Here is a 25224-nt window from a genome sequence, read left to right on the forward strand (position 1 = left end):
TTCGACGTGAGATCGTCCGCGCGGACTGGCGGGCGGGCCGGGCCAGATCAGTGGCCATGGCCCGCGCTTCCGCCATGCGCACCGGCGAAGGGCGTGGTGACGCCGTCGTAGTGGAGTCGCAGCATCATGCCCTGATGCGCGTGGGGCAGGTTGTGGCAATGGTTCATCCAGATTCCGGGATTCGTGGCGCGGAAGGCGACCTCCCACGTCTCGCCTGGCCGGACGTCGAAGGTGTCCACCCACAGCGGACTGCCCGTCGACCGCGTCCCGTCCCTGGACAGGACCAGCACGGGATGGCCGTGCAGGTGCCAGGGGTGCGTTTCCAGGCTTCGGTTGACGACGGTGAACCGGACAAGGTCGCCGTCGACGACCAACTGGTCGGGGATGGAGGGGTGGCCTCGGCCGTTCACGGTGTGCGCATACGTCGGTTGGCCGTCGACCAGGGCCACTCCTCGGTCGAGGACCATGGTGAAGTGCCGATCGGCGTCGCGGATGTCGAAGGGTACGGCGGCTGGAACTCCGTACCGCAGCAGGTCGAGCTCCGGCAAGTCGGACGTGTCCTCAATGTGCGCGTCATCGGGAACATCACCATGCGGGCGTAGGCGCAGTCCACCATTGCGGTCGTCGTCGACAACGAGTGCCACGGGCGTGTCCGGCATGAGGAACACCAGGTCGTATCGCCCGCCTGCGGGCAGGTGCAGCCCGACATTGCTGACCTCGCCGGGCTGGTTGAGGTCCCGGCCGTCGACGGCCGCCACCCGGAACGGGGTTCCGGCGAGGACGATCCGGTGTGGATCCGAGTCGGTGTTGATCAGTCGTAGCCGCGTGGGCGTGCCGGGTGGTGTGGGGCGTGCGGTTTGGCCGTCCCTGCCGGCGATCGTGACGGTGCCGTTGAACGTGTGCACGGGCAGGGTCAGATCCAGATGCTCCGCCGCGGCGTGCTCGTCGGCTCGCCGTGCGTCGCGCGGTCTGACGACGAGGGTTCCGTAGAGCCCCTTGTGTACGCCGAGGTGGGACGCGTGATGGGTGTGGTACCAGTAGGTGCCCACCTGGTCGGCGCGGAATCGGTAGACGAAGTTCTCACCGGGCCGCACGGTCATCTGGGTGACACCCGGCGCACCGTCCTCCCCGCACGGCACGTCGTAGCCGTGCCAGTGCAGGGTCACGCCGTCGGAGATGTCGGCGTTGCGCAGCCGCACTTCGATCAGGTCACCCTGGTTCGCCGTGATTGCCGGGCCCGGGACCTCGCCGTTGTAGGTCCACGCGTCGATCTCTCGTCCGGACGGTAGCCGTACGGTGGCCTTCTTCGCGGTCAGCACGTGCCGCCGCACGGTGCCACCCGGTGCTGGTGAGCTGGCGCCCCGTAGGTGCGCCACCGACAGGGCCGCGCGGGAGGAGCGGCCGCGGCCCCCTCCCAAGGTCACCGATTCGGCGGCGGGGAGGAACGACAGCCCGGTGCCGGCACCGGTCGCGGTCACCACGAACGCGCCACCGGTCCAGGCGATGAGCCGGCGGCGCGAGATGGCGCGTCGGGCCTTCGGCGCCTGTACGAGGTCCGCATCAGCGGTGTTTCGAGCGGGAGCCGTGACCGCTCGCGCGGTCAGCAACGCGCCGGCGCACACGAGCGAGATCGTGATCAAGGCCGTGCTCGGGGTGAGCGGGTACCCGACCAGGAAGGTCACCACAAGACCGGCCAGTGCCGCATAGCCCGCGGTGAGCACCGAGACCACGGCGCCTGCCGACCTACCGTCGCCTCGCCCCCGCCTCGCCGCGAGCAGTCGTGGGCCGGCAAGCAGCACGGCGGCGGCCGCGGCGGCCCCCAGCATCGGCAGCCCGAGCAGCACCTTTTCCTGTACGAACCACCAGCCCCGGCCGGCCAGCATCGCCACCGAGACCACCCGGACCAGCGTCACGAGCACCGCCGCGACGAGGGCGGCGAGTGCCAGCCGGGTGTGCCGGAGCGCCAGGGTGACGCCGGCCGCGAACCACGTGGCGATGCTCAGCAGCGCGACGAGGTGGTCCAGGATGATCCACAGCCCGGTGGTCATGGCGCCTGTGGCGTCGGTGCGGCCGGCCTCGACAGCTGCCTCGCCTGGCGGCCGATCATCCCGGTCACCGCCAGGATGGCGAGACCGTTGATCGCGTGCAGACCGAAGACCAGCTCGCCGGCGGTCGTGCTGCCGCCGGTGCCGTCGAACGCCGCGGCGATCCCCTTGATCACGAACTGGACGACCGCGAGCCCGGCGACCAGGCCGCTCAACCCGATAAGCCGCCCGGGCATCCGGGCGATCGCGGCGACGACGGTCACCAGGACCGCGATCAGGACGATTCCGCCGCCCAGCGCGCGGTGCGGCTGGAAGGACTCATCGTTGGGTGCCGTGTCGAAGGCGCCGCTGGCAGCCAGGAAGAACTGTGCGACAACGGCCAGCATCAGCAGGGCCGCCAGGCCGGCGAAAGCTCTACGCACGGCGCGCTCCTCGAGGTCGGTGACGGTGATCGTTCATGGCCGAGATCGTCGCGCCGGTGCGGCGGTCCTGGCATCCGACAGCGGACGGCTCCGTCTACGCAATTGGGCGTAGCCGGCTACCGTCTCGCTACGCCGGTCGGCGTAGCAGGTCGCGCGTCTGCGCGGAACGCTTCTCGGCGTGAGAACCGTAGGATCGCGGCATGGAACATCGCGCGATGCCGTTTCGCCTGCCTGTGCTGGCGCAGGACGTGGTGCTCGCGCTCTTCATCACCGTGATGCAGGTGCAGGGAACGGTCGTTCTCGCCGCCGCCAGGGGGACAGAACAGCGGTCGCTCGCCGACTTCGGATACCTCGGATTCGCGCTGCTGGTGGTAGGTGGCCTGGTCGTGTCGGTCCGCCGCTCGTGGCCGGTTCCGGTGTTCGTCACCGCCGCGCTCGCCAGCTTGGTGTATTACGCTCTCGAGTTCCCGGACGGTTACGGCTGGCTCGGGCTCTTCGTCGCCCTGTACACCCTCACCGCCTACGGTGACGGGCGCCGGTCATTGGTGGTCGCCGGTGTGGGTATCGCGGTGCTCGCCGTCGGGTGGCTGGTCGCCGCGGCCGACATCGAGCCACGCGCCGCCATCGGCTGGGTGTTCTTCCGGATCGGTGCGTCGGTCATGAGCGCAGCCCTCGGCGAGTCCGTCCGATCTCGGCGGGTCATCGCAGCCGAAGCCCAGGTGCGTGCTGAACTGGCCGAACGGACTCGCGAGGAGGAAGCGCGAGCGCGGGTCGACGCAGAACGGCTCCGGATCGCGCGCGAGGTCCACGACACCGTTGCGCACGCCATAGCAATCATCAACGTCCAGTCCGGGGTCACCGCGCACGTGCTGGACAAGAGGCCGGAAGTGGCACGCGAGGCGCTGCAGACCATCGAGCAGACCAGCTCCCGGGCGCTGCGAGAGATGCGAACCATCCTCGGAGTGCTCCGTGACGACAACAACGGACGCGTGCCGTATCCCGGGCTCGAGCAGGTCGACGAACTCACCGCCAAGGCACGCGACGCCGGACTCGACATCAAACTCGAGCAGTCCTTGCCCGCGACACCGCTGCCGAGCGCAGTGGGGATTGCCGTCTACCGAATCCTGCAGGAGTCGATCACCAACGTGATTCGCCACGTCGGCCCGACTCGGGTGACGGTAGCGTTACACCAAGGAAACGACGTCTTGGAGATCCGCGTGACGGACGAGGGCCGCTGTGCCGCCCCAGGTGACGCCCCCACGGATCCTCAACCTCCGGCCCGGCATCGGCCCAGCACCGGCAGCTCGGCCAGGCCCGGCCACGGAATCCTCGGAATGCGCGAGCGCTGTCAACTGCTGGGCGGAGACCTCGACGCCAAACCGACCCCGACCGGAGGGTTCGAAGTAACGGCACGGCTGCCCCTCGTACCGACAGGGTCGCGCCCATGAACGCCGCGGCCGAGTCACCGTCGACCAACGCTCCCGTCAAGGTGCTGCTCGCCGACGATGAGGGTCTCGTACGATCCGGGTTCAAGGTCCTGCTCGACCTCGAGGACGACATCACGGTCGTGGGAGAAGCCACCAACGGCACCGAAGCCGTCGAGCGGGCCCGCGCGACCCGCCCCGACGTCGTCCTCATGGACATCCGAATGCCAAGGCTGGACGGGATCCAAGCCACCGCCCAGATCGCCGGGATGCAGGGGTTGGAGCAGGTCCGCGTCCTCATCCTCACCACCTACGACACCGACGAGTACGTCTTCGAGGCATTACAAGCCGGTGCCAGCGGCTTCCTGCTCAAAGACGCCGGACCGGCCGAACTCCTGCATGCCATCCGGGTGGTCGCCGCCGGAGACGCGCTGCTCGCGCCGCGGATCACCCGACGCCTTATCGGCCAGTTCACCGCGCAACGAGCCGCCACCCAGGCTGCGGAGGACCGGCTGGCGGTGCTGACCCAGCGCGAGCGCGACGTGCTAGCCCTGGTGGGGCGGGGCCTGAGCAACAACGAGATCGGTACCGAGTTGTTTCTCAGCCCAGCCACGGCGCGCACCCATGTCAGCCACGCGATGGCGAAACTGGGTGCGCGCGACCGCGCGCAACTGGTTGTCATCGCGTACCAAACAGGGCTGGTCAGCCCAAATATGCGCTCCTGACTAAATCATGTTGGGCGTGTCCTCGGGACGTGGAGGACCGTTCTGTCCGAACGTGAGGAGGGGTGAACAGCCGCCGTGGGTCGTCTCGGACGAACTCTGGGTCGAGATCGCACCGCTGCTGCCACCCCGTCCGCGCCGGCGGCATCGGTTCCTGGGCCGCAAGCCGCTCGATGACCGCAGGGTGCTGTGCGGGATCCTGCTCGTGCTCGACACCGCGATCCCCCTGGGGGCGACGGCGGCTGTCTGCTGGTCGACGTGCGGCCCGGCGGGCATGGCAGGGTGGGCGAGTTCTACCCCGAGGAGGGCACCGGCTTCGACGGTTGGCCCGCGTCGATCGCGGAACTCTTGGAGGGTGTGGCGCGGTCGTTGGAGACCGGCGATCCCTACATGCAGCATTACCGCCCGGTCGTCAATGCCGGCGGCCGCCTGGACTGGACGATCGAGACGCCGTAATGGCCCGGCCGACCGGCAGGTGCGGTGATGAGCGCGTCGCGGACCTGGGCGGCGCTGTGGCCGGCGGGCGCGGGCACCCCAAGTCGTCGGACCCGGCCTGGACCTACTCGGCATCACCTGCCCGACTTCGGTGGGATCCTGACCGGCGGATCGGCGCGGAGCACGTCGACGGCCAGGGCTCGTACCGCGGCTTCGTCCACGTCAACGCCCAGGCCGGGGCCGGTGGGTACCGCGGCCTCCCCGTCGCGTACCTCGACCGTGTGCCCGCCGACGTAGGCGGACTCGATGAACTGCCGGCCGTTGAGGTCGACGGGCGTGTCGATGCCGAACGCCGAGAACAGGTGCAGCGAGGCGGCGAAGCCGAGGTCGGAGTCGGTGAGGCCGGAGCCCATCAGGCGTACCCCGCTGTCCTCGGCGAGGGCGCACATCCGCCGGGACAGGGTGAGGCCGCCGCTGCGCTGCACCTTGGCGATCGCGACATCGACCGCGTTCAGGCGTACGAGGGTGGCGAGGTCGCTGGGGTGGCGCAGACTCTCGTCGAGCGCGACCGGCACGGGGGAGTGGTCCCGCAGCCGTTGTAGCCCGGCGATCTGGTTGGCCGGCACCGGCTGCTCGAACGCGGCGACGTCGAGTTCGGCGAGCCGGCGGGCCACCTGTAGTGCCTGGTCGACCTGGTACGCCTGGTTGGCGTCCACCCAGATCGCCGCCTTCGGCGCCGCTCGCCGTACCGCCTCGACGAACGCGAGGTCCTGGTCGATATCGGCCAGCCCGATCTTGACTTTGAAGGCCGTGTACCCGAGGGCGTGGCCCTCCGTGACGCTGTCGGCGACCGCCTCGGGGGTCTTGGCGGAGATGATCCAGCCGAGTGGGATCCGTTCGACGCGACGTTGCCCCCAGAGCACTCCGAGCGGGACGCCGACCGCCCGTCCGGCGAGGTCGTGCAGCGCGATGTCGATCGCGGACTTCGCGATCGGCGCACCGATCGTGAAGCCGCGGTTGATGACCCGGTCGAAGGTTGCCGTGACCGCGTCGAGGTTCCACGCCGGTGCGCCGAGGACCGCGGGCGCGAGGTAGCGATCGATGGTGGTGACGATGCTCTCGGTGGTTTCGTAGGTCCAGGACGGCGTCGGGGTGGCTTCGCCCCAGCCGACGACTCCGCCCGCGGTCACCTTCACCAGCACCCGCCGGCTGGGCTGCCCGACGGTCGCGACGGTCCCTCCGGCGATCTCGAACGAACGGATCGTCGGGAGTTCGACCACGAAGGTCTCCACCCGCTCCACGACGAGACCGTTCAGTGCCCCGGTGCGCTCGGACCCAAGAGTCGGCATGCCGTACCCCACCTTCCGTGGCATCTATTTGGGAATGAATTCATTCCCGCTAGTCGATGGCAATCCGGAGCATACCTGCCCGGCGAGCCGCGTAAAGCAGGGAAAATTCTTGCCGGGAGGGATTGACGGAGGTGTGTCTGCTGCTCAAGAATCCTCAGCCATGACCGGCATTGATGGTTTGGATTCATTCCCTCATGGGACGAAATTCCGAGCCCTGGCGGCCTACCTCCGGCAACAGATCGCCGAAGGTCGGTGGTCGGTCGACGCACGCCTGCCCACCGAGCAGGAGTTCGCCCACACCCACGAGGTGGGGATCAACACGGTCCGCCGCGCGATCAACCTGCTGGTGGACGAGGGGCTGGTACGTCGTCGCCAGGGCTCCGGCACCTACGTGGTGGCGATACCAGCGCAGGTCGGGCGTAGCGCCCGCTTCGTCGGAGTGCTCGTACCGTCCACCTCGTACTTCTACCCACGGGTGATCGAGGGCATCGAGCGGGTGATGACCACCGCCGGCGTCCGGATCATCCTTTCCAGCTCCGAGTACGACCCGGATCTGGAGGCGCAGCAGATCAACCAACTGCTCGCCGCAGACGTCGACGGCCTGCTGCTCGTGCCCAACCTGCACCTGATCGAGAAGCCCCAGCAGTACGTCGACCAACTGCACCGGCTACCGGTCCCGTACGTGCTCGTGGAACGGCGGCCGCCGGCTCCCGCGCCGGACGACGCGACGCCGTACGTCTGCACCAACCATCTCGGCGGGGGCTACGCCGCGGTACGGCACTTCGTCGAGCTGGGGCACAAGCGGATCGGCCACCTCGGCCGGATCCGGACCGCAACCGCCGACATGGTGGCGGAGGGCTTCGACCGCGCGGTCGCAGACTTCGGCCTGCCTCGTCTCCCGGCAGCCGCGGTCCGACGTGAGGAATGGACGTCCGACCAGCTCGCGGCGTACGCACAGATCTGCAGGGACAACGAGATCACCGCGGTGTTCTGCCTCGGCGACCGGGACGCCGCGGGACTGCTGCCCCACGCGCGCCGGCTCGGGCTGACCGTGCCGGACCGGATGGCGGTGATCGCCTACGACGACGAGGTCGCCGACCTCGGCGAGGTGCCGCTCACCGCCATCTCCCCTCCGAAGACCGAGGTGGGCAAGCTCGCCGCCGAGGTCCTGCTGCGACGCATCGAGCAGGGCGCCTCGGCCCCCGTGCACCAGACCCAACTGCAACCACGCCTGGCGATCCGAGCCTCGTGCGGCGCCGCCCGCGACCGGTAGTCCGTGACCGGCCGATGGCCAGGCGCACCGTCGAGGCGGTGACCCGAGACCGCTGCCCGCCGGGCGACCAACACAAGGAGATCCACGATGAGGATGCAACGCTTCTCGCCAGGCCGGCGTCTCGTCGCCCTGGCAGGCGTCGCGGCGCTCGCCGCGACAATGATCGGCTGCGGCGCGAGCGACGAGGAGAGCGGCGGCCAGGTGACGATCAGGCTGGGCTACTACGCGGAAGCGGGCGGCCCGGCCGACAAGACGATGCGCTCGCTCGCCGACGAGTTCATGAAGGCGAACTCCGGCGTCAAGCTGGAGCTGGAATCGGCGCCGTACACGGACTTCTTCAAGCGGCTGCGCACCCAACTCGCCGGCGGCAAGGGGCCTGACGTGTGGCTCTCCGACGGGGTGCTGGTGCAGGAGTACGCCGGCCGCAACAGCCTGCGTGACCTCAGCGACTTCGTGAAGACCGTCAACACCGACGACTACTACGGCGTGGACCTCAACCGCGACTCCGACGGCCACATCTACGGCTTCCCGCAGGGCGCGCAGACCCCGGTGCTCTTCTACAACAAGAAGATGTTCGCCGACGCGGGCGTCGCCGAGCCGACCGGAGACTGGACGTACGACGACCTCACCGCGGCCGCGAAGAAGCTGACCCGGGACACCAACGGTGACGGCAAGCCCGACGTGTGGGGGATGCGCGTCTACTCGCCCGGCTTCACCGAGAGCTGGTGGCCGATGGTCAAGGCGTTCGGTGGGGACGTCGTCGCCGACGGGGGGCGGAAGGTCGTCGTCGACAGCCCGCAGAGCCGCGCGGCGCTGGACTGGATGCTGAACGCGATGTACACCGAGAAGGCCGGCCCCGACGTGGTCACGACCAAGGCGCTGGGCAGCCCGCACACGATGTTCGCCAGCAACCGGGTGGCGATGCAGTTCGGCATCTACGCCCGCACCATCCCGGCGAACGCGGCGAAGATCGACCTCGGCGTGGCACCGATGCCGAAGGGCCCGGCGGGCCGCGGCCACGTGGCGATCGCGAACTCCTGGGTGATCAACAAGGCCGCGAACCAGCGGAAGGCCGAGGCCGCCTGGAAGTGGATCACGTACTTTGCCTCCGAGAAACCACAGACCACCTGGGCCGGGATCGGCGAGGCGATCCCGATCAACAAGAAGGTGGCCGCGTCCGACGTGTTCCTGAAGCCGGGTACCCCGCCGGCCGACCGGCAGGCATTCCTCGACGCCCTCGCCGACGCCGACGACCTCGGCCTCAACCCGGTGTGGACCGAGTACACCACGGCCGTGGCGAACCAGGTCGACCGGGCGCTCGCCAAGGAGAGGCCCGTCGGTGACGCGCTGACCGAGGCGCAACGGGAGGCGCAACAGATCATCGACCGCTTCTACGCGAAGAAATGAGTCAGTCCCGCCAGACGGAGGGAGGAGGTGGCGCTGTGACGACCATCGAGGACCGGGTGGAACAGGGGCGTCGCCCCTCCCCCCGGGACGGAAGGAGAACCGGGGATGAACGGCCGGGCTTCGGTCAGCGGGCATGGGCGACCGTGTTCGCCTTCCCGTACCTGGCGCACCTGGTGGTACTGACCGCGTGGCCCGTACTCGCCCTGCTCTACTTCAGCCTCACCGACTACGACACGCTCTCCCCACCGAGGTGGGTCGGGCTGGACAACTTCCGCCGCCTGCTCGGTGACGAGGCGTTCTGGCGGAGCCTGCTCAACACCGCCTACTTCGCGGTGCTGTTCGTACCCACCCAGACGATCCTCGCACTGCTGCTCGCGGTCGCGCTGAACCAACGCCTGCGATGGATCTCGCTACTGCGCAGTGCGTACTTCGTGCCGGTCATCTCGTCGTGGGTCGTCGTGGCGTACGTCGCCGACGCGGTCTTCAACCCGCAGTTCGGGATGGCCAACACCGTACTGGGGTGGCTCGGCCTGCCCCAGGCGACCTGGCTGCAGAGTCCGGTGCTCGTCATCCCGACGCTCGCCCTGGTCGCGGTCTGGAAGGGCGTCGGCTACATGATGGTGCTCTTCCTCGCCGGGCTGCAGAACATCCCGGAGGAGCTGTACGAGGCCGCCAAGATCGACGGCGCATCGGCCTGGCAACGGTTCCGCCGCGTCACCCTCCCCGGGATATCGGGAACGACGTTCCTCGTCCTGGTCCTCTCGACGATCACCACCCTGCAGGCCTTCGAGCAGGTCTACGTGATGACCGGACCGATGCGGGGCCAACCGGCCGGCCAGCCGAACGGGGCGAGCGAGATGACCGTGCTCTTCATGTACCAGCAGGGCTTCGAGTTCTTCAACATGGGCTACGCGTCGGCGGTCGCGTGGGTGCTGTTCGCGCTGATCTTCCTCCTGACGCTGGTCCAGCTCCGCCTGCAGAAGAAGTGGGTGCACTATGCCTGAGACCGGTCAGCGCGGCCGGGTCCGGCGCCGCCAAGACCGACGTGGACACCCGGCCGCGTACCTGTTCGTCGGCCTCGGTGCGGCGATCATGGTCGTTCCGTTCGTCGCCTCCGTGGCCAACTCGCTGAAGAGCTTCGCGCAGTACGTTGCGGTGCCGCCGATCTGGATCCCGGACCCGCCGGAGTGGTCCAACTACACGCAGGTGTGGGAACGCGCCCCCTTCGGCCTGTACGCCTGGAACAGCTTCCTCATCGCGAGCCTTTCCGTGGTCGGCAACGTGGTCACCAGCGCGATGGTGGGCCACGCGCTGGCCCGGATGAAACTGCCGGGCAAGGACGTGCTGCTCGCCGCGGCTCTCGGCACCCTGATGCTGCCCACCGTCGTGACGATCATCCCCAACTTCATCCTGTACAAGCACCTCGGTTGGCTCGACACCATGCTGCCGCTGGTGGTGCCGTACTGGCTGGCGACGCCGTTCGGGATCTTCCTGATGCGCCAGACGTTCCTCGCGATCCCCCGCGACTTCGAGGAGGCGGCGGCGCTCGACGGAGCCAACCCGTGGCAGGTGTTCTGGCGGGTCCACATGCCGCTCGCCAAGCCGGCACTCGCGACACTCGGCGTCTTCACCTTCATGGCGTCCTGGGGCGCCGTGCTCGAGCCCACGATCTACCTCACCTCGCCGGAGAACTACACCCTGCCCATCGGGGTGATGAGCCTGCAGGGCCAGTTCATGGGCAACGACCAGCTCGTCACCGCCGCCGCGCTGATGTCGCTCCTGCCCATGCTGCTGCTGTTCCTGCTCGCCCAGCGCTACTTCGTTCGCGGCGCGATGGCCAGCGGTCTCAAGGGCTGATCAGCGGTCGCCCGCCGCCCCGCCACCACGAGCGTGGGGAGGGGCCGCCCCCGAGCGCCCCCGACCACCCTCGCCCTACCGACACACCTGTCCTGATCGAAAGGAACGTGCAGTGACCGAAACATGGGGGAATCGACCATTCCGCGTCGGCGTGATCGGGGCGGGCGGCGTCGCCGCCCTGCACCTCGACGCGGCCGCCGGCCTGCCCGAGGTCGAGGTCGCCGCGGTCTGCGACGTACGGCTGCCGGCCGCCGAGCAGCTCGCCGCCCGGTTCGGCGCCCGCGCGTATGCCGACCACGCCGTGATGTTCGCCGCCGGCGAGCTGGACGGAGTGCTGATCACCGCGCCGCACACGCTGCACGCACCGATCACCGTGGACGCCGCCGCGGCCGGACTGCACGTCCTGGTGGAGAAGCCGATGGCCACCAGCGTCGAGGACACCCAGCGGATGATCGACGCCTGCGCGACCCACGGGGTACGCCTTGCCGTGGGCCACGTGCTGCACTTCCTGCCGACGGTCCGCGAGGCGTGGCGGACCCTGCGGTCGGGAAGCCTCGGCCGGCCCGTGGTGATCACCGAGCGGCGTACCGCGCGGTACGAGCGGGGTTCCCGGCCGGACTGGTTCTTCGACCCGACGCTCGCCGGCGGCGGCATCGTGATGAACGTCGGCACACACAGTATCGACAAAGCTCACTGGCTCGGCGACGCGCCCGCCGTCAGCGTGCACGGGTACGTCTGGCACCAGCCGGGCGTCGAGGTCGAGACCGAGTCGGTCGGCCTGCTGGAACTGGCGAACGGGGTACGGGTCATGCTCTCGGTCACCGGGACCGGCCTGCCGTTCCACGACGAAACCGAGGTGGTGTGCGAGCACGGCGCGCTGCGGTTGTCCCGGCGCGACGGGCTGTGGACGTACCAGGGGGACGACGCGGTGCAGGTGGTCACGCCCGAGCAGGACGACATCGTGGCGGCGTTCCGGGAGCAGTTGGCGGACTTCGTCGCGAGCTGCCGCGACGGGCGGGTGCCGGCGGTCGACGCGGCGTACGGGCAGTCGGTCGTGGCCACCGCGCTCGCGCTGTACGAGTCGGCCGAGCGTGCCGACACGGTGCGGATCCCCGGTCTGACCGTGGAGGTGGCGGCGTGAGCGAGCGGAGCGAGCGAACCATTCGGCTCAGCAGCGTGGCGCCTGGCGGCGTGAGCGGCGTCGACACGGTACCGACGTGGGCAGCGGGCCGACTCGCGTTCAGCACCCTCGGCTGCTCGACCGAGCCGGTCGAATCGGTGCTGGAGCTGGCCCGGCGTACCGGCTGCCACGGCGTGGAGCTTCGCTGCGCCGAGGGCGAGCCGGTCGCGCCCGACACCCCGGCCGGCATGCTGCGCGAGACCGGGAAGCGGTTCGCGGACGCGGGTGTCGAGCCGATCTGCGTCGCCTCGTACGTGCGTATCGCAGCACCGGACGGTGACCCGGTCACCGACCTGCTGCACCACGTCGAGATCGCCGAGCACCTGGGCGCCCGCTACGTGCGGGTCTTCGGCGGCCGGGACGGCCAGGCCGACCCGCATCCGGTGGCGGTGCAGCGGCTCGGCGAGGTGGCCCGGAGGATCGAGAGTGGGCCGGTGACGATCCTGCTGGAGACCCACGACGTGTTCTGCTCGGCACGCGCCGTCGCGGCGGTGCTCGCCGAGGTCGATTCGCCCGTGGTGGCCGCCCTGTGGGACGCGGTGAACCCGTGGCGGGTGGGGGAGAGCGCCCGCGAGGCGGCCGACGCGCTGGCGCCGTGGCTGCGACACGTACAGCTCAAGGACGTCCGGGCGACCGACGACCTGGCTCCGGTGCTGCCGGGGCACGGCGCGGTCCCGCTGGGCCAGATCCTCAGCGAGCTGGAACGCCTCGACTACCGGGCCTGGCTGTCCCTGGAGTGGGAACGGGCCTGGTTCCCCGAGGCGCCGCCGCTGGCCGACGCGCTCGGCGCGTTCCGAGCGGTACTCGCCGCGCACCGGGCGGCGTGATGACCTCGTTGATCCCGTATCCCGCGGCGATTCGCCGGCACTCCGGTGCGCTGCATGTCGCCGGGCCGGTGCCGGTCGTGGCCGTGCCCGAGGCCGAGGGGGTCGCCGACTGGCTCGCGGAGGTGCCCGGGTTCACCCGCGCCGTGCTGTCCGACGCCCCGGTGAGCCTGGCCCTCGACGATCGCCTGGCACCGGAGGGCTACCGGCTCACCGTCGACGAGCGCGGTGTGGAGATCACCGGAGGCGCGCCTGCCGGGGTGTTCTACGGCGCCCAGACGCTGCGCCAGCTGCTGCCGGACGGCGCGTCCGGCCGGACCGTCAGCCTTCCTTACCTCGAGGTGGTCGACGCCCCCCGGTTCGGCTGGCGCGGCGTGATGCTCGACGTGGCGCGGCACTTCATGCCCAAGGAGTTCGTGCTGCGCTTCATCGACCTGCTCGCGCTGCACAAGCTCAACGTGCTGCACCTGCACCTCACCGACGACCAGGGCTGGCGGCTGGAGATCCCGCGCTACCCGCGGTTGACCGAGATCGGGGCGTGGCGCGCCGAGACCCTGGTCGGACACGCCCGCCACACCCCCCGCCGGTACGACGGGGTGCGGCACGGCGGCTACTACACGCGGCAGGACATCCGGGAGATCGTGACGTACGCCGCGACACGGTTCGTCACCGTCGTGCCCGAGATCGACAGCCCTGGCCACTCACAGGCGGCGATAGCGGCGTACCCGCAGCTCGGCAACACCGGCCGGCAGCTCGACGTCTGGACCGACTGGGGGATCAGCGAGCACGTGCTCGACGTCTCCGAGACGACGCTCGGGTTCTACCGCGACGTGCTCGATGAGGTGATGGCGCTCTTCCCCGGGAAGTACCTGCACCTCGGCGGCGACGAGTGCCCCACCGGGCAGTGGCGGGCCAACCCGGCCGTCACGGCACGCCTGGCCGAGCTGGGACTGCCCGACGAGCGAGCACTGCTCGGCTGGTACGTGGGAGAGCTCGCCAACTTCGTCACCGACCGCGGCCGCCGCCCCGTCTTCTGGTACGACACCGAAACCGCGCTGCGGGTGCCGAACGCGATCGCGATGCCGTGGCGGGGCGACGGCGCGGCCATGGCGGCCCACCAGGACGGCCACGACGTGGTGCTCGCCTCACACGAGCACCTCTACCTCGACTACTACCAGAGCCAGGACCGGGACATCGAACCGCTCGCGATCGGCGGGCACACGCCGCTGGAGCGGGTGTACGAGTTCGACGCCGACCAGCCTGTCGGGGCGCTCGGCGCCCAGTGCCAACTGTGGACCGAGTACATGCCGCGGCCGGAGGACGTGGAGCGCATGGCGTTTCCCCGCCTCTGCGCGTTCAGCGAGACCGTCTGGTCGACCGCGCCCCGGCACCCCTTCGCCAGCTTCCGCGACCGGGTCACGGCGCACCTGCCCCGCCTCGGCGCGGCGGGCGCGACGTACCGGCCGCTCGATGCCATCCCGTCGCCCCGCACCGAGCCACAGCCATCCCTCAAGGAGGCACCGACCGATGCCCATTCACGTGGCTGACGCCCCGCCGCGCAGCCTGGCCGCCCTCCGGGAGGCCCTCTCGACGCCCAGCCAGGAGGTGGTGGAGAGCCTGGCACGGGTGGACGGCGACCTGATGCTCCTCGGCGTCGCCGGAAAGCTGGGACCCGAGCTGGCCCTGATGGCGCGACGCGCCCTGGACCGGGCCGGCCGGCAGGCCCGGATCATCGGGGTGGCCCGCAATCCCGGGCCCGAGCTGGTGGAGCGGTTGCGTGGCGGGGGCGTCGAGCTGCTCCGCGCCGACCTGCTCGACGACGCGGCGCTCGCCGGCCTGCCGGACGTGGCGAACATCGTGTACCTGGCCGGCCGGAAGTTCGGCACCGACGGCGCCGAGCACCAAACGGAGCGGGAGGGGCGTTTCTGATGTCGGCAGCACTACCGTTGGATGTCGGCGCCGCGCTGCGCGAAGGCGTCGTGATCCCGGCTCACCCGCTCGCGCTCGACGCCACCGGGCGGCTCGACGAGCGCCGACAGCGTGCACTGAGCCGGTACTACCTGGACGCCGGGGCGGGCGGCCTGGCGGTCGGGGTGCACACCACCCAGTTCGCGATCCGGGATGCCGGGCTGCTCGAACCGGTGCTACGGATCGCCGTCGACACGGTGCGGGAGGCGCCGCGCGACCGGCCGGTGGTGCTGGTCGCCGGAGTCTCCGGCACCACCGACCAGGCGGTCGCCGAGGCCAAGCTCGCCGCCGACCTCGGCTACCACCTCGCCATGGTGATCCTGCGCGGGTTGGCGGAGCTGACGGACGACGAGCTCATCGCGCACATCGCGGCGGTCGGCGAGGTGCTCCCGGTGTTCGGCTTCTACCTCCAGCCCGCGGTCGGCGGTCGGACGCTCGGGTTCGACTTCTGGGCCCGGCTCGCCGAACTGCCCTGCCTGGCGGCGGTCAAGATCGCGCCGTTCGACCGGTACCGCACCCTCGACGTGGTCCGGGCGGTCTGCGAGTCCTCACGGGCGGCGGAGATCGCGCTCTACACCGGCAACGACGACAACATCATCGTCGACCTGCTCACCACGTACCGCTTCCCGGTGAGCGGCGGCCAGGTCAGCAAGCGGATCGTGGGTGGGCTGCTCGGCCAGTACGCCGTGTGGACCCGCCGCGCCGTGGAACTGTTCGAGCGGGCCCGTGAGGCGGCACGGACCGGACAGCTCGACGAGGAGCTGCTCACGACGGCCGCGAGGTTGACCGACGCCAACGCGGCCGTCTTCGACGTCGCCAACGGCTTCGCCGGCTGCGTCGCCGGAATCCACGAGGTGCTGCGGCGCCAGGGCCTGCTGGACAACGTACGGCTGCTCGACGAGCAGGAGCGGCTCTCGCCCGGGCAGGCGGCGGAGCTCGACCGGGTGATCCGGGCGTACCCCGACCTGCAGGACGACGCGTTCGTCGCCGCGCAGCTGGACCGCTGGCTCGACACATAGCAGGAGGAGCCATGAACGTCCCCCACGCCGTCCTGGCCGCCGCGCTGGCGGTGGCGTCGGTCCCGCTGGCGGTGACACCGTCCACGGTGCACGCGCCGGCGCGCACCGCCGCGGAGCCCCAGGAGTTCTTCGACGATTTCAGCTACGCCGGTCCCGCGGATCCGGCGTTCGCCGGGTTCGGTTGGACGGTGCGCACCGGCGGTGGCGGGCCCGGGGTGTCGGGTGCCACCTGGAGCGCCGACAACGTCTCCATGGCGGGATCCGGCGCCGACCGGGTGATGCGGCTCGCCGCCACCAGCCAGGGCACCGGCCAGACGACCACCCAGGCGTCGGTCTCCCAGGGGCAACGGTTCTTCGAGGGCACCCACGCGACCCGGATCCGGTTCACCGACGCACCGGAGAGCGGGCCGGACGGCGATCAGGTGGTCCAGACCTTCTACACCATCTCGCAGCTCAACCACCCCCTCGACCCGAACTACAGCGAACTGGACTACGAATACGTCCCCAACGGGGGCCTCGGGTCGGCCGGCACCACGTTGCAGATGGTGACCTGGGAGACGTATCAGGACAGCCCCTGGGATCCCCGCGCGCTGGAAACCGTCCTGTCCCGCAGCCACGACGGATGGCACATGCTCAAACTCGACGTGACCGGCGGCGAGGTGCGGTACTACGTCGACGGCGTGCTGGTCGCCAGTCACGGCGGTGACCACGTCCCCGAGGCGTTCATGTTCCTGAAGTACGCCGTGTGGTTCGCCAACGGTGGCCTGGTCTCCTCGTCGACGTCCCGCAGGTACGTCCTCGACGTCGACTGGGTCTACCACGCCCGGGACGCCTCCCTCACCACCACCGAGGTGGAGTCCGCCATCGCCGGGTTCCGCGCGGGCGGCATCCCGCGCCGGGACACCCTGGTGCCGCGGACCGTGGTCGCCGCCGACGCACACGTGCGCAGCGGCACGTACAGCGACACGAAATTCGGGTCGACGACCCGGCTGGAGGTCAAGGACGCCCCCAACGCCGCAGACCCGAACGTGGATCGGCTGACCTACCTGAAGGCCAACCTTCCCGACACACAGGCCAGTTCCGCCCGGCTCTGGCTGCACGTCAGTTCGGTCCACCCGGGGACCGGTCCGGTCCCGATCGCCGTCCGCGTGCTCACCGCCGACAGCTGGTCGGAGTCGACGATCACGTGGAACAACCGGCCTACCGCGGGAGCGACCCTGCTGGGCACCCTGCAGGTGACGACACCCGGGTGGTACGCGATCGATGTCACCAGTGCCGTGAACAGCAATCTCAACGACGGCCAGATCACCTTCCGACTCGCCGACGAATCGGTCGCCGACCGGCTGGTGGTCATCGATTCCCGCGAGTACGGCGCGGGCACCGAGCCGTACCTCCTCATCTCCTGAACCCCCGAGAGGAGCACCCCCGTGTCCCTGATCCGAAGCACGTCCTGGCGCTCGCGGCTGACGCTGTCTGCCGCCGTGCTGGCCGCTCTGCTGCTGCCGCCCGGGCAGCCCGCCTCCGCCGCCGCGCCCTCGGTCACCATCGATTCGCACACCAGCGGTGACGTGGTGCCGGCCGGGACCATCCGCCTGTCGGGCGGCTACACCGACGCGTACGAACTGACCGTCGTGCTCGACGGCCGCAGCACTCCCCGCGTACACACCGTGGACCCGGACGGCGACGACACCGGCACCTGGTACTACGACCTGGACACGACCGGCGTGGACGGTGAGATCGAGGTCGCGGTGCGCGCCAAGCGAACCGACAACCGTTACGGTGTCTGGTCCCCGTTCGTCACCCTGCGGGTGGACAACCCGGCTGCCAACGTCCCGGTCGTGACGGTGACCAGTCCCGATGACGGCGGTACGGTGCGGCAGCCGACACCGGTCCGCGTCTCGGTCGCCGCGCACAACACCGTGCGTGAGGTGTCGGTACGCGTCAACGGCGGAGCCTGGCTGCGGGCGCTCGGGGAGAAGGGCACCTACACCCATCTGTGGGATCCCCGCGAACTCGGTGACGCCATGGTGAGCATCGAGGCCAGAGCAATCGACGCGCACGGCAACACCGGGTACAGCCCGACCGTCTACGTCGCGGTCGGCGCGGGCGCTGCCGAGCCGGTACGGGTCGGCTCGCAGGACCGGGCGATGTGGATCTGGGAGCGGGCGTCGTACGGTCTGATCCTCAACCCCGGATCCCGCCGACTGCTCGCGACGACGGCGCGCGACGCCGACACCTTCGGCTCGCGGCCGATCACCACGCTCTATGTCGGCGTGGACCGGTACGGCGACCTGGACATGCTCTACGACAAGCGTGCCGAGGTGCGGGACTTCGTGAGCTGGGCACACGCGCAGGGCTTCACGGTGTACGCCACGATCGCCGGCGGCACCCAACCGCCGTTCCTCGGCGGGCTGGAGCGCTACCACCCCCGCGCGGTCCGGGAGATGGAGAAGATCCTCAACTACAACCTCGCCTCACGGCCGGCGGAGCGGTTCGACGGGGTCAACGTGGACATCGAACCCTACATCTATCCCGGGTTCGCGGCCGAGAAGCCGGCGCTGCAACTGCAGTGGCTCGAGATTCTGGAGAAGCTGATCCAGCGCAGGAACGCGGCGGGTTCGCCACTGGCTTTCGGCCCGGCGATCCCGCGCTGGCTGGACGTCAACGCGTGCTGCACCGGCATCACCTGGAAGGGGGCCACCAAACCGCTCAGCGAACACATCCAGGACATGAGCGACTACATCTCGATCATGGACTACCGGGACACCGCGGAGGGGTCGGTCGGCATCATCGCCCAGGCCCAGTCCGAGATCGCGTACGCCGAGGCGATCGGCAAGCCGAACTCGGTGGTGATCGGGGTGGAAACGCTGGACATCGCCTGGAGCGGCGACCCGGAGACCATCACCTTCCGCGAGGAGGGGCGCGCCGTCGCCGAGCGCGAACTGCGGAAGGTGTACGACGCCTTCGCCGGCAGTCCGGCATTCGGCGGCATCGCGATGCACCACTACGACTCCATCCGCTGGCTCCCGTCGGTGTGGGGACCCAACGCCGTGTACGCGCCGCTGCCGGCCGACACCGGCCCGCCCGGCGTGGTGAGCTCGCCGCCGACGGCGAACGCCTTCGACCACCAGAGCATCGATCTCGTCTACGGCCGGGCCTTCGACGACACCGAGGTGGAGCACTACAACATCTACCGGTCCACCGATCCGGGCTTCACGCCCGACCCGGAGAACCTCGCCGGGCAGTCGCGCGGCCTGACCTTCACCGACTCCGGCCTGCTGCCGGACACCACCCACCACTACCGGGTCGCCGCCGTGGACGTACACGGCAACGTCGGGCCGGCCTCGCCGGCTGTCTCCGCCACCACCGCCGGCACCCACCTGCGGCCACTGATCGTCTCCGAGCTGACGGTGACCGCCGCGGGCGGTCCGGCGACCGTGCGGCTCCGGGTGACCGATCTGGTCACCGGGGCGCCGGTGGCGGCGGCCGTACACGGCCGGTTCACCAAGATGGCGGGCCGGTACCTGACGATGAACGCGAACTCGGACGGCCAGGCGTCGGGCGTCTCGGAGACGATCGGCTTCCGGGCCGGTGAGGTGGGCTTCCAACCACTGCGGATCACCGCACCCGGCTACTACTGGGCATCTGCTCACGACCGGGCCCGGAACGTGGAGACCAGGTGGCAGACCACGACGCCGGTGGTCGCCGACGCCTTCGTACGCGCCGGTGCGTACGCGGACACCGCCTACGGCTCAGCGAGCGAGTTGGAGATCGCCGACGTCCCCGACACGCAGAGTCCGGACGGCGACCGGATGGCCTACCTGAAGGCCGGACTCGGCGGCTATCCGGGCACGGCGACTGTCTCCGCCCGGCTGTACTTCCATGTCAGTTCGGTGTCGCCGGGCGTTGGCGCCGTACCGGTGACGGTGCGGGCGCTGGCCGACGACGCATGGTCGGAGAGCGGCGTGAGTTGGAACAGCCGCCCGTCCAGCGCGGGCGGAAGCGTGCTCGGGACCGTCCGGGTGGATCGCCCCGGCTGGTACTCGGTTGACGTCACCGGCGCGGTCAACACCAACCTGGCCGACGGAGCCCTGACGCTTCGACTCTCCGACGACACGACCGCTGGGCGACTTGTCGCTATCGACAGTCGGGAGAGCGACCGGCAGCCGTACCTGATCATCTACTGACACCGGTGGCTCTGGCGCCCATCCTTCCGAGACATCGATGGGCGTCAGAGCCCGGCCATCGCCGTCCTGCTGGCGAGGAAGCAGGACCGCCATCGCTGATGCCGGGCACGATGGTTACCACTCGCCGAATACGTGAGTCAGACGTCCTCTAATTTTGTGCCACCGCGCGGCAGTCGTGCACCTACGCTTCTGGCCAGTCAGCCACGATGACCAAAGGGACTGAGTCCGGCGACCGGTAGTCGTCACCAGGAAAGTACTCGATGTGCAGATGCCGGTGGACTGCCCGGTCATCGGCGGTCTCGGCTTGCTCAGCCACACCATCGAGCGCGTCCCAGATGATGCCGAGATACTCACGCCCGCCGGAGAAATGCAGCGTGGTCCCGCCTTGCAGACCGACAAGCAGCGGGCCTGCGGTCGCCTCCTGACCGACGACCCCGCCGGCGACCGCCACCTCAACGGGCTCAGAATGTTGGCGTAGCAGCCGGCTGAGGGCGCGGAGCGCAGCCGGCGGACCGGCAAGCTCCAGCTCGTCGTCGCTGACGGAGAGACGGCAGCGTCGGTGATCATCCATCGGCGCATTGTCCCTCACTGTGCGCCCTCTTGCGTCGCCCAGCGTGAAGGCCTCCGCGAGCGCCTTGAGGATCATGTCGGGCATCAGGTGAGACGCGAGTGGGCGGGTTCAAGGGGTGTGCGCAAGGAGCTCGGCGAGCTTCTCGGATGGTGTCATGTTGCCGAGGGTCTTGCGGGGCGGGTGTTGAGGCTACGGGCGAAGTCGGTGTGTCAATTCCCTGGAATCGTGGAGGGCGTCGTTATGCGGCCCGGGCCTCCGGTGCGTGGGTGTCTGATCGCTCGTAGTCGATGGGTGACCGCCAGTCGCAGACGGAGTGCCGGCGGCGCTGGTTGTAGAAGTCGGTGATCTAGGTCGCGATCTTCAGTCGGGCCTCGGTGCGGGTACGGAAATGACGACGGTGTACGTATTCGACCTTGATGGTGGAGAAGGTGGCCTCGGCGACGGCGTTGTCGAAGCACGACCCGACCCGCCCCATCGACTGGCGCACCTTCCATCGGGCGCAGGCCGGGGCGAAGTCGGCCGAGGCGTACTCGCTGCCGCGGTCGCTGTGGGCCTTGGCGTCCTCTCAGAGCCGGTCGACGTAGTCGCACATTGCATCTGTTCACTTCTGCAAGTGACCCACCGTAATCGCCGTTAACCTTGACTTCATGGCACCGGAGCACGAAGAGGGTCGAGGGTCCGCGTCACCAGATCAACGGCTCGCATCTCTCCCTTCCTCACCCCGAAGGCCAGGAGACCGCTTCGTCTCACCGTGCCGGAAGGGAATCGGGGTGCCGAGGCGTCGGGTTCATCGCTTCCACTGCCGCGACCAGGGGAGCCAGCTCGGGGTTCTTGGCGGCTTCGTCGAGCGCCTCTCTGAGGGCGGTGTCGTTGGTCGGCCGGGCCTCTTGCAGGAGCTTCAGGCCCGCGTCGCTGACATCGGTGTAGATGCCGCGGCGGTCGGTCGGGCACAGGTAGCGGGAGAGCAGGCCACGGTCCTCCAGGCGGGTGACCAGGCGGGTGGTGGCGCTCTGGCTGAGCACCACCGCGTCGGCAACCTGCTTCATCTGCAGGTGGCCGCCTTCGCCGTCGTGCTGGCGGCTGAGCACGTCGAGCAGCGAGTACTCCCGCACGCTCAGGTCGTGCTCGGACTGCAGGGCGCGCTCGATGTGCGCCTCGATCCTGCCGTACAGGAGGTATAGGGCTGCCCATCCGTTGGCGAGGGCGGTCAGCGCGGGATCCGTGGCGGTCATGGGTCCGGGTCTCCTTCCGGATACGACTGGAGTCCAGGATACGCCCTTCTGAAAATATCAGCCAGAGCCTGCATAAGGCTTTTGCAAGCATCTGTGGGACGGCCGGTGCGGGGTCGGGCGGACCGTCGGCGAGGGTGCGCCCTCCGCCGCCCGACCGCCGAGTCGTTCCGTCTGGTTCCTCATGGAGCCGCCCTGCATTCGCGAGCGTTTCGCCGAGGTGGCAGGGCACACAGAGAAGGGCTGCGTCATGACCGTTTCCACCACTCCGATGAACCTCACCCGGCCGCCCATGTCGGGATCTCGGTCTCGGACCTGGACGCCTCGATCGCGTTCTACACGGCTCTCACCGGGCGGGAGCCCGTCGCGGAGGGGACCATGAGCAGTGTGCCGTTCGGCAAGGCGCAGGGGCTGCCTGCCGCGAAGCTGCGGTACGCCACGATCAACCTGGACGGCCTCGGCATCGACCTCATCCAGTTCCAGGAACCGGTCGGTGAACGCACGAACGGCAAGGCGAACCGCCCCGGCTCCATGCATCTGTGCCTCAGGGTCGACGACTTCGACGCCGTGTACCAGCGGATGAAGGAGGCCGGCTACGACTTCCTCGGCGACGACTACACGTTCATCGCGGGCGAGGTCACCCCTGACGCGGCGCTCGGCACCAGGGTCGCCTACTTCAACGACCCGGACGGCACGAACCTGGAGATCATCCAGCCCAAGGGCGGCTTCGCCAGCTAGCGGTCCAGGGCCTTGCCGCCGGCCCGCCCGGCGGCGTCGGCCGTCACCCATCCGGGGCGCCGACGGCAGGCGAGGCCGGGCCGATCGCGTTCCGGCCCCGCCTTTCGCGTGGGCGGGCACGCTCCCGGCGTTCCGGTTCTTCGGTCCGCCCGGCCGAGCATCCTTGTTCGCGAACTCCGGCGCCGCCAGCGCCCACGGGTCGCCAGGGGCGACCGGGTGCTCGTCGCGGCGGCATCGACGGCGACGCACCACTTCGAGGCGGTGCCCCGCGGGGCGTTCGGCACCTGCCGCAGGTCAGCCATGGGGGTGCCCGGTGTCGGCGAGGAGTGGGCGGCCGCTGCGACGCGGACCGCATCCCACACGCCGTCCCGCCGATGCGGCTCGGGTGCGACCCGGGCCGCTTCTCGCCGGGGCCGGAGCAACGGGCGGCACCTGCGCGCCGCTGAATCCCGAGCGCCACCGGAATCCAAGGCTCAGGCGGAATGCCCGCCCTTGCATTTAGGCGCGTGTGCAACTATTGTTGGCGCGTGTAAGGCGCACTAGCAACCGCACGGAAGGTGGCGCCATGCCTCTCGCACTTCTCGCTCTGGCCATCGGGGCCTTCGGGATCGGTACCACCGAGTTCGTGATCATGGGTCTGCTGCCCGAGATCGCCGGTGACTACGGTGTGTCCATCCCCACCGCCGGCCTGCTGGTCACTGGCTACGCGATCGGCGTTGTCATCGGCGCCCCGCTGATGACGGTGCTCGGCACCAGGATCAGCCGCAAGACGATGCTGATCCTGCTGATGGGCCTGTTCGTGGTCGGCAATCTGCTCTCCGCGCTGGCGCCGAGCTTCGGCGTGATGCTCACCGGCCGCATCGTGGCCTCACTGGCCCACGGCGCGTTCTTCGGCATCGGCTCGGTGGTCGCCGCCGACCTGGTCGCCCCCGACAAGAAGGCGGGTGCAATCGCGACCATGTTCACCGGCCTGACCATCGCGAACATCGTCGGCGTGCCGCTGGGCACGTTCATCGGGCAGGCAGTGGGCTGGCGTACCACGTTCGCCGTCGTCGCCGCGCTCGGCGTGGTCGGCCTGCTCGGCATCGCCAGGCTCGTGCCCGCCATGCCCCGGCCCGAGGGCGCGCGCCTACGCGGGGAGCTGATCGCGTTCCGTAATCCGCAGGTACTGCTCGCGATGGCGATGACGGTGCTCGGCTTCGGCGGTGTCTTCGCCGCGATCACCTACGTCGCGCCGATGATGACCCACGTCGCCGGCTACTCCGACGGCGCGGTCACCTGGTTGCTCATGCTCTTCGGCGTCGGCATGTTCGTCGGCAACCTGCTCGGCGGCCGCTACGCCGACCGCAAGCTGATGCCGATGCTGTACACCACCCTCGGCGGGCTCGCCGTGGTGCTCGCGCTGTTCACCGTGTTCGCGCACAACAAGATCCTCGCCGCGATCGCCATCCTGCTCGTCGGGGCGCTCGGCTTCGCCACCGTGCCGCCGCTGCAGAAGCGTGTCCTCGACCAGGCCCACGGCGCGCCGACGCTGGCCTCGGCGGTCAACATCGGCGCCTTCAACCTGGGCAACGCGCTCGCCGCGTGGCTGGGCGGTCTCGTCATCGCCGCCGGCCTCGGCTACACCGCTCCGAACTGGGTCGGTGCCGTCCTCGCGGCCGCCGCGCTGGTCCTCGCCTTCCGGTCCGCCGCCCTGGAGCGCCGCACCCCCGCGCGTGAGGCCGCGGCCGCCGTCCCCGCCCCCACCCTCGTCCACCGCTGACCTCCCGTTCCTCCACACCGCCTCACCTCAGGAGACGCATCATGAACGCCACCGCCGCCGTCACTCCGCTGACCACCGCCGACGCCGATACCCTGATCACGGCCGCCCGCGCCGCCGCCGAGGCGGCCGGGGTCCCGGTCAGCGTCACCGTTCTCGACGCGGGCGGGCACCTGCTCGCCTTCCACCGCGACGACCGCGCCGTGCTGATCTCCGGCGAGACCAGCACCCGCAAGGCCTACACCGCCCTCCAGCTCAACGCGCCGACCGCCGACCTGGTCGACCTCGTCAAGCCCGACGGGCCGTTCCACTCCCTGCCGACCGCGCTCGACCGGCCGCTGCTGTTCATCGCCGGCGGCATCCCCGTGCAACGCGACGGCCGCCTGATCGGCGCGATCGGCGTCGGCGGCGGCGCCCCCGAGCAGGACCACGCCTTCGCCACCACCGCACGAGAGGAACTCACCCGATGACCGGCACCCCGCAGGAGGTCTTCGCCGACCACAGCAGCCGCCTCGGCACCGGGGACCTCGACCTGATCGCCGGGAACTACACCGAGGACGCCGTCCTGATCACCCCCGAAGGGTCGTTTCACGGACACGACGGGGTGCGGCAGGCCATCGGCCGGCTGCTGGCCGACCTCCCAGACGCCGCCTGGCAGCTGACCCCGCAGTTCGCGGGCGAGGTGCTGTTCCTGCAGTGGAGCGCCACCACCGACGCCCACCGGGTCGCCGACGGCACCGACACCTTCGTCTTCCGCGACGGCCTCATCAGCGCCCAGACCGTCCGCTACACCCTCACCGACCGCGACGCGTAAG

24 protein-coding genes and 1 pseudogene are annotated in these 25224 nt (G+C 69.9%); 20 read left to right on the top strand and 5 right to left on the bottom strand.

What is annotated here, in order from left to right; all coding sequences use genetic code 11:
* Window positions 1–47: 47 nt before the first annotated feature.
* Both ABT006_RS11115 and ABT006_RS11120 read right to left on the bottom strand, forming a co-directional pair.
* Window positions 48–1913: a multicopper oxidase family protein gene (locus ABT006_RS11115; RefSeq protein ID WP_350705207.1), complete on the bottom strand. Its 1866-nt coding sequence runs from the start codon at window positions 1911–1913 to the stop codon at window positions 48–50.
* Window positions 1914–2044: 131 nt separating this feature from the next.
* Window positions 2045–2467, bottom strand: coding sequence for a DUF6220 domain-containing protein (locus tag ABT006_RS11120; RefSeq protein WP_350705209.1), 423 nt, complete (start codon window positions 2465–2467; stop codon window positions 2045–2047).
* Window positions 2468–2667: 200 nt separating this feature from the next.
* On the opposite strand from ABT006_RS11120, the gene ABT006_RS11125 reads away from it, so the two are divergent.
* From ABT006_RS11125 to ABT006_RS11140, 4 genes and pseudogenes are all read left to right on the top strand, one after another.
* Window positions 2668–3915, top strand: a complete 1248-nt coding sequence (locus ABT006_RS11125; RefSeq protein WP_350705211.1) for a sensor histidine kinase — start codon at window positions 2668–2670, stop codon at window positions 3913–3915.
* Window positions 3912–4616: a response regulator transcription factor gene (locus tag ABT006_RS11130; protein WP_350705213.1), complete on the top strand. Its 705-nt coding sequence runs from the start codon at window positions 3912–3914 to the stop codon at window positions 4614–4616. The genes ABT006_RS11125 and ABT006_RS11130 overlap by 4 nt, the downstream gene beginning before the upstream one ends.
* A 7-nt stretch (window positions 4617–4623) precedes the next feature.
* A pseudogene (locus ABT006_RS11135) lies at window positions 4624–4827 on the top strand (hypothetical protein); the annotation flags it as partial.
* A gap of 68 nt (window positions 4828–4895) precedes the next feature.
* Window positions 4896–5069 (top strand): hypothetical protein, encoded by a 174-nt coding sequence (locus ABT006_RS11140; protein ID WP_350705697.1) that lies wholly within the window; start codon window positions 4896–4898, stop codon window positions 5067–5069.
* 113 nt (window positions 5070–5182) lie between these two features.
* Here ABT006_RS11140 and ABT006_RS11145 read toward each other — a convergent pair whose 3' ends face one another.
* Entirely contained in the window at window positions 5183–6397 is a 1215-nt protein-coding gene (locus tag ABT006_RS11145) for a mandelate racemase/muconate lactonizing enzyme family protein (protein ID WP_350705215.1), read from the bottom strand.
* A gap of 160 nt (window positions 6398–6557) precedes the next feature.
* Between ABT006_RS11145 and ABT006_RS11150 the strand changes: the two genes are divergently transcribed.
* From ABT006_RS11150 to ABT006_RS11200, 11 genes are all read left to right on the top strand, one after another.
* A complete protein-coding gene (locus tag ABT006_RS11150; RefSeq protein WP_350705217.1) occupies window positions 6558–7670 on the top strand; it encodes a substrate-binding domain-containing protein in 1113 nt (370 codons plus the stop codon).
* An 87-nt stretch (window positions 7671–7757) separates the two neighbouring features.
* The gene (locus ABT006_RS11155) at window positions 7758–9077 is read left to right on the top strand and encodes an ABC transporter substrate-binding protein (RefSeq protein ID WP_350705219.1); all 1320 of its coding nucleotides are present in this window, start codon (window positions 7758–7760) and stop codon (window positions 9075–9077) included.
* Window positions 9078–9112: 35 nt separating this feature from the next.
* The gene (locus ABT006_RS11160; RefSeq protein ID WP_350705220.1) at window positions 9113–10081 is read left to right on the top strand and encodes a carbohydrate ABC transporter permease; all 969 of its coding nucleotides are present in this window, start codon (window positions 9113–9115) and stop codon (window positions 10079–10081) included.
* Window positions 10074–10934, top strand: a complete 861-nt coding sequence (locus tag ABT006_RS11165; RefSeq protein WP_350705222.1) for a carbohydrate ABC transporter permease — start codon at window positions 10074–10076, stop codon at window positions 10932–10934. Before ABT006_RS11160 ends, ABT006_RS11165 begins: the two co-directional genes overlap by 8 nt.
* Before the next feature lie 112 nt (window positions 10935–11046).
* The gene (locus ABT006_RS11170; RefSeq protein ID WP_350705224.1) at window positions 11047–12075 is read left to right on the top strand and encodes a Gfo/Idh/MocA family protein; all 1029 of its coding nucleotides are present in this window, start codon (window positions 11047–11049) and stop codon (window positions 12073–12075) included.
* The gene (locus ABT006_RS11175) at window positions 12072–12941 is read left to right on the top strand and encodes a sugar phosphate isomerase/epimerase family protein (protein ID WP_350705226.1); all 870 of its coding nucleotides are present in this window, start codon (window positions 12072–12074) and stop codon (window positions 12939–12941) included. The genes ABT006_RS11170 and ABT006_RS11175 overlap by 4 nt, the downstream gene beginning before the upstream one ends.
* Entirely contained in the window at window positions 12941–14485 is a 1545-nt protein-coding gene (locus ABT006_RS11180; protein ID WP_350705228.1) for a beta-N-acetylhexosaminidase, read from the top strand. Before ABT006_RS11175 ends, ABT006_RS11180 begins: the two co-directional genes overlap by 1 nt.
* Window positions 14466–14867, top strand: coding sequence for a hypothetical protein (locus tag ABT006_RS11185; protein WP_350705230.1), 402 nt, complete (start codon window positions 14466–14468; stop codon window positions 14865–14867). Before ABT006_RS11180 ends, ABT006_RS11185 begins: the two co-directional genes overlap by 20 nt.
* The gene (locus tag ABT006_RS11190) at window positions 14867–15925 is read left to right on the top strand and encodes a dihydrodipicolinate synthase family protein (RefSeq protein ID WP_350705231.1); all 1059 of its coding nucleotides are present in this window, start codon (window positions 14867–14869) and stop codon (window positions 15923–15925) included. The genes ABT006_RS11185 and ABT006_RS11190 overlap by 1 nt, the downstream gene beginning before the upstream one ends.
* 11 nt (window positions 15926–15936) lie before the next feature.
* Window positions 15937–17331, top strand: coding sequence for a CBM96 family carbohydrate-binding protein (locus ABT006_RS11195; protein WP_350705233.1), 1395 nt, complete (start codon window positions 15937–15939; stop codon window positions 17329–17331).
* 21 nt (window positions 17332–17352) lie between these two features.
* Window positions 17353–20112 carry a CBM96 family carbohydrate-binding protein gene (locus ABT006_RS11200; protein WP_350705235.1) on the top strand — a complete coding sequence of 920 codons (2760 nt, stop codon included), beginning with the start codon at window positions 17353–17355 and terminating at the stop codon, window positions 20110–20112.
* A gap of 181 nt (window positions 20113–20293) precedes the next feature.
* Here the strand turns inward: ABT006_RS11200 and ABT006_RS11205 are convergent, their stop codons facing one another.
* A complete protein-coding gene (locus tag ABT006_RS11205) occupies window positions 20294–20767 on the bottom strand; it encodes an Imm32 family immunity protein (protein WP_350705237.1) in 474 nt (157 codons plus the stop codon).
* Window positions 20768–21099: 332 nt separating this feature from the next.
* Between ABT006_RS11205 and ABT006_RS11210 the strand changes: the two genes are divergently transcribed.
* The gene (locus ABT006_RS11210; protein ID WP_350705239.1) at window positions 21100–21267 is read left to right on the top strand and encodes a hypothetical protein; all 168 of its coding nucleotides are present in this window, start codon (window positions 21100–21102) and stop codon (window positions 21265–21267) included.
* A gap of 162 nt (window positions 21268–21429) precedes the next feature.
* On the opposite strand, the gene ABT006_RS11215 is transcribed toward ABT006_RS11210, so the two are convergent.
* Window positions 21430–21915 carry a MarR family winged helix-turn-helix transcriptional regulator gene (locus tag ABT006_RS11215; protein ID WP_350705241.1) on the bottom strand — a complete coding sequence of 162 codons (486 nt, stop codon included), beginning with the start codon at window positions 21913–21915 and terminating at the stop codon, window positions 21430–21432.
* A 105-nt stretch (window positions 21916–22020) separates the two neighbouring features.
* On the opposite strand from ABT006_RS11215, the gene ABT006_RS11220 reads away from it, so the two are divergent.
* The 4 genes from ABT006_RS11220 to ABT006_RS11235 all read left to right on the top strand — a co-directional run bounded on the left by ABT006_RS11220 (window position 22021) and on the right by ABT006_RS11235 (window position 25223).
* Window positions 22021–22650: a VOC family protein gene (locus ABT006_RS11220; RefSeq protein WP_350705243.1), complete on the top strand. Its 630-nt coding sequence runs from the start codon at window positions 22021–22023 to the stop codon at window positions 22648–22650.
* Between the two features lie 565 nt (window positions 22651–23215).
* Entirely contained in the window at window positions 23216–24412 is a 1197-nt protein-coding gene (locus ABT006_RS11225) for an MFS transporter (RefSeq protein ID WP_350705245.1), read from the top strand.
* 41 nt (window positions 24413–24453) lie between these two features.
* Window positions 24454–24879, top strand: a complete 426-nt coding sequence (locus ABT006_RS11230; protein WP_350705247.1) for a GlcG/HbpS family heme-binding protein — start codon at window positions 24454–24456, stop codon at window positions 24877–24879.
* Window positions 24876–25223 carry a nuclear transport factor 2 family protein gene (locus ABT006_RS11235; RefSeq protein ID WP_350705249.1) on the top strand — a complete coding sequence of 116 codons (348 nt, stop codon included), beginning with the start codon at window positions 24876–24878 and terminating at the stop codon, window positions 25221–25223. The genes ABT006_RS11230 and ABT006_RS11235 overlap by 4 nt, the downstream gene beginning before the upstream one ends.
* Window position 25224 lies beyond the last annotated feature (1 nt).

Origin of the sequence: Micromonospora sp. NPDC002717 (genome assembly GCF_040295705.1) — a bacterium.
Classification (GTDB): Bacteria; Actinomycetota; Actinomycetes; order Mycobacteriales; family Micromonosporaceae; genus Micromonospora.

What these genes read in the sequence shown, in the direction of transcription:
- ABT006_RS11125 (WP_350705211.1), top strand. Translation starts at nt 2,668, where the DNA reads ATGGAACATCGCGCGATGCCGTTTCGCCTGCCTGTGCTGGCGCAGGAC.
- ABT006_RS11130 (WP_350705213.1), top strand. Translation starts at nt 3,912, where the DNA reads ATGAACGCCGCGGCCGAGTCACCGTCGACCAACGCTCCCGTCAAGGTG.
- ABT006_RS11145 (WP_350705215.1), bottom strand. Translation starts at nt 6,397, where the DNA reads ATGCCGACTCTTGGGTCCGAGCGCACCGGGGCACTGAACGGTCTCGTC.
- ABT006_RS11150 (WP_350705217.1), top strand. Translation starts at nt 6,558, where the DNA reads ATGACCGGCATTGATGGTTTGGATTCATTCCCTCATGGGACGAAATTC.
- ABT006_RS11155 (WP_350705219.1), top strand. Translation starts at nt 7,758, where the DNA reads ATGAGGATGCAACGCTTCTCGCCAGGCCGGCGTCTCGTCGCCCTGGCA.
- ABT006_RS11165 (WP_350705222.1), top strand. Translation starts at nt 10,074, where the DNA reads ATGCCTGAGACCGGTCAGCGCGGCCGGGTCCGGCGCCGCCAAGACCGA.
- ABT006_RS11180 (WP_350705228.1), top strand. Translation starts at nt 12,941, where the DNA reads ATGACCTCGTTGATCCCGTATCCCGCGGCGATTCGCCGGCACTCCGGT.
- ABT006_RS11185 (WP_350705230.1), top strand. Translation starts at nt 14,466, where the DNA reads ATGCCCATTCACGTGGCTGACGCCCCGCCGCGCAGCCTGGCCGCCCTC.
- ABT006_RS11190 (WP_350705231.1), top strand. Translation starts at nt 14,867, where the DNA reads ATGTCGGCAGCACTACCGTTGGATGTCGGCGCCGCGCTGCGCGAAGGC.
- ABT006_RS11195 (WP_350705233.1), top strand. Translation starts at nt 15,937, where the DNA reads ATGAACGTCCCCCACGCCGTCCTGGCCGCCGCGCTGGCGGTGGCGTCG.
- ABT006_RS11205 (WP_350705237.1), bottom strand. Translation starts at nt 20,767, where the DNA reads ATGCCCGACATGATCCTCAAGGCGCTCGCGGAGGCCTTCACGCTGGGC.
- ABT006_RS11210 (WP_350705239.1), top strand. Translation starts at nt 21,100, where the DNA reads ATGGTGGAGAAGGTGGCCTCGGCGACGGCGTTGTCGAAGCACGACCCG.
- ABT006_RS11215 (WP_350705241.1), bottom strand. Translation starts at nt 21,915, where the DNA reads ATGACCGCCACGGATCCCGCGCTGACCGCCCTCGCCAACGGATGGGCA.
- ABT006_RS11225 (WP_350705245.1), top strand. Translation starts at nt 23,216, where the DNA reads ATGCCTCTCGCACTTCTCGCTCTGGCCATCGGGGCCTTCGGGATCGGT.
- ABT006_RS11230 (WP_350705247.1), top strand. Translation starts at nt 24,454, where the DNA reads ATGAACGCCACCGCCGCCGTCACTCCGCTGACCACCGCCGACGCCGAT.
- ABT006_RS11235 (WP_350705249.1), top strand. Translation starts at nt 24,876, where the DNA reads ATGACCGGCACCCCGCAGGAGGTCTTCGCCGACCACAGCAGCCGCCTC.